Source organism: Mesorhizobium sp. M7A.F.Ca.US.014.04.1.1, from assembly GCF_003998745.1.
Taxonomy (GTDB): domain Bacteria; phylum Pseudomonadota; class Alphaproteobacteria; order Rhizobiales; family Rhizobiaceae; genus Mesorhizobium; species Mesorhizobium ciceri.
This window is the reverse complement of the sequence record NZ_RZRW01000640.1, coordinates 1-3,039: the sequence shown is the minus strand read 5'-3', so window position 1 is coordinate 3,039 and position 3,039 is coordinate 1. Positions and strand designations below refer to the sequence as shown.

Here is a 3,039-nt window from a genome sequence, read left to right as displayed (position 1 = left end):
CCGCCAGTCCGCTGGCACAGCCATGGTCGATCATCGGCAGCAACACGATATCGGCACTGGTCGGCGTGATCGTGGCGCATTTCATCCACGAAACCGCCCTTGCCAGCGGCATCGCGGTGGCACTGGCCATCGCCGCCATGTCGTTCACGCGCTGCCTGCATCCGCCGGGCGGAGCGGCCGCGCTGACCGCGGTGCTGGGAGGGCCTGCCGTGATCAGCGCCGGCTTCCTGTTTCCATTCGTGCCGGTGGCGCTGAACTCGATCCTGCTGGTGGCGCTCGGCTACGGCTTCCACAGGCTGGCCCGGCGCAATTATCCGCATGTGCCGGTTGCGGCGCCGGCAAACAGCCACGGCACCGGCGATCTGCCGGCGCAGCTGCGCGTGGGCTTTCGGTCGGAAGACATCGATGCCGCGCTTGGCGCACTCGACGAGACGTTCGATATCGATCGCAACGATCTCGACCGGCTGCTGCGGCAGGTCGAATTGCAGGCGATGGTGCGCGCGCACAAGACCCTTCTGTGCGAGGACATCATGTCGCGCGATGTGATCTCGGTCGATGCTCACACCTCCACCGAGGCGGCGCGCCAATTGCTGCTTGACCACAACATCCGCACCTTGCCGGTCGTCAATGCGGAAGCCAGGCTGGCAGGCACGGTGGGGTTGCGCGAACTCACCCAGGCCTCGGGGACGGTTGGATCCGTCTTAACGCCCGCGGCAACAGCCGCCGCCGGCGTCGCCGCCATGGGTCTGCTGCCCGTCCTCACCGACGGCCGCAGCCATGCGGTCATCATCGTCGACGACGACAAGCGGATTCTCGGGCTGATCACCCAGACCGATCTGTTGGCGGCCACGGCGCGCCTGCAGGCTGCCTGACAAGCCTTCGCTCGCACTGTAGTGTAGCGGCCGCCGGACCCGGCAGAAAATCTTCGGGAACCTTTTGCCGGCGACAGCGTCCAATCTCCCAATCGAGATCCTGGTTCGGAGATTGGGTTGAGGAAACTTGCCATGCCTGCTGTGTTGACGGCCGTGCCTTCCGCTGTGCCAGGCGAGATGCAGCTTGTGCACCGCGCGCTGGCGCGCGACGGCGACGCCTTCCGCACCATCATCAAGACACACAATCAGCGGCTTTACCGGATCGCGCGCGGCGTCGTGCGCAATGACAGCGAGGCCGAGGACATCGTGCAGGAGGCATACGTCAAGGCCTTCGCCCATCTCGATGCGTTTCGCGGCGACTCCTCGCTCGCCACATGGCTATCGCGCATCGTCATCAACGAGGCGCTCGGCCGGCTGCGCAAAAGACGCAAAACGGTGGCGCTGCCGGAAAATCCGCAAGCCGAGATCATCCGGTTTCCCCTCAATCCCAGCGACGATCCGGAACGGACAATGGCGCAACGGCAGATCCTCCAACTGGTCGAACAGGCCACCGACAGCCTTCCCGACGTCTACCGGACGGTGTTCGTGGCGCGGGTGATCGAGGGGCTGAGCATCGAAGAGACCGCCGACCTCCTCGGCGTGCGGCCGCAAACCGTCAAGACAAGGCTGCACCGCGCCCGCGCCCTTGTCCGCAAGGCGCTGGACGACCAGATCGGGCCGGTGCTGCTCGACGCCTTCCCCTTCGCCGGCCGGCGTTGCGAACGACTGACCAGCGCCGTGATGCGACGGCTCGGGCTGGAAAGCTGAGCCTCAGCGGATTTCAGTTCATTTCAGCGGGAACGTTTGCCGCTGACCAGCATCCAATGACCGTCAACCGAAAAACACTGTCCGGGACGATTTCAGCGTCCCGGCGAAGGAGATGCCATGTCTATCCGACACACTGCTGCGCTCGCCGCCCTGCTGCTGCTCGGCACCGCGCCGTTCGCACAAGCCGCCGACAAGCCGACCGATCCGCAGATCGCCCATATCGCCTACACGGCCGGGGTCATCGACATCGAAGCGGCCAAGCTGGCCATCGACAAATCGAAGAACAAGGAGGTTGTCGATTTCGCCAAGGATATGGTCCGCGATCACGAGGCTGTAAATGTTCAGGCGCTCGACCTGGTCAAGAAGCTCAAGGTCACCCCGGAAGACAACCCCACCAGCAAGGCGCTGACCAAAGCTGCGACGGAGGAGCGGGCCAAGCTCGCCAAACTCCACGGCGCTGCCTTCGACAAGGCCTATGTCGACAATGAGGTCGCCTATCACAAGCAGGTCAACGGCGCGCTCGAAACCCTTTTGATCCCGTCGGCGCAGAATGCCGAGCTGAAAAGCCTGCTGGAAACCGGCTTGAAGATATTCCAGGGCCATGAGCAGCACGCCGAACACGTCGCCGGCATGCTCAAGTAAGGACCGGGAGCATGCAGAACCACCATCTGTGGATTGCGTTGACGCTCGCCGTCGGGATCGTGCCGGCGCAAGCCGAAACCATCCAGGTCACCATCGACAGGCTGGTGTTCTCTCCGGCCACCGTCGAGGCAAAGGTCGGCGACACGATCGAGTGGGTGAACAAGGATGTGTTCGCCCACACGGCAACCGTGAAAGGCGGCTGGGAAGTGATGATCCCGCCGAAGAAATCCGCAAGCCTGACTTTGAAGACGGCGGGACCGGTCGACTACTTCTGCCGCTTTCACCCCAACATGAAGGGCCGTTTGGTGGTGGCGCCCTGATCCAGCTCCGACGAGTGCATGTCGCCCAAAAGTAACCTCGGTTTTGGGAGAACGACACGCATAAAAACAAAGACCTGAAGCGGGTCGCCTGAGGAATTCCAGCGACCCGCTTCAGGCTCGCCTGGCCTCGTCGGGACGCGCGATATGTGTCCACGAGCCGTCATAGCCCGGCTCGCGGCGTGCAATCCAGGCATTCAGCCCTTCGCGCAGATCAGCGGTCGGGGCCACGCGGGCAAACTGCTCGGCCTCGACCAGCAAACCTTCGGCGATGCTCTGGTTGAGGCCGCGCGCCACTGCCGTGAGGATGCCGGCAATCGCCAGATCGGAGTGCCGCAGGATACGCCTGGCCAGATCAAATGCCGCCGGCATCCACTCGGCATGCGGCACCTGTCTCTTTT

General features: G+C 63.8%; 4 protein-coding genes and 1 pseudogene. 4 read left to right on the top strand and 1 reads right to left on the bottom strand.

Features of this window, described 5'->3' with window-relative positions:
• The 4 genes from EOA22_RS29115 to EOA22_RS29100 form a co-directional block, all read left to right on the top strand.
• Positions 1-872: HPP family protein (locus EOA22_RS29115; protein WP_164755950.1), on the top strand; the 872-nt coding region annotated here is incomplete at its 5' end.
• A 132-nt stretch (positions 873-1,004) separates the two neighbouring features.
• A complete protein-coding gene (locus EOA22_RS29110; protein ID WP_013532428.1) occupies positions 1,005-1,679 on the top strand; it encodes an RNA polymerase sigma factor in 675 nt (224 codons plus the stop codon).
• Between the two features lie 117 nt (positions 1,680-1,796).
• Entirely contained in the window at positions 1,797-2,321 is a 525-nt protein-coding gene (locus EOA22_RS29105; protein WP_013532429.1) for a DUF4142 domain-containing protein, read from the top strand.
• 11 nt (positions 2,322-2,332) lie between these two features.
• Positions 2,333-2,641 carry a cupredoxin family copper-binding protein gene (locus EOA22_RS29100; RefSeq protein ID WP_013532430.1) on the top strand — a complete coding sequence of 103 codons (309 nt, stop codon included), beginning with the start codon at positions 2,333-2,335 and terminating at the stop codon, positions 2,639-2,641.
• Positions 2,642-2,752: 111 nt separating this feature from the next.
• On the opposite strand, the pseudogene EOA22_RS29095 reads toward EOA22_RS29100, so the two are convergent.
• Positions 2,753-3,039, bottom strand: a pseudogene (locus EOA22_RS29095) (enoyl-CoA hydratase); the annotation flags it as partial.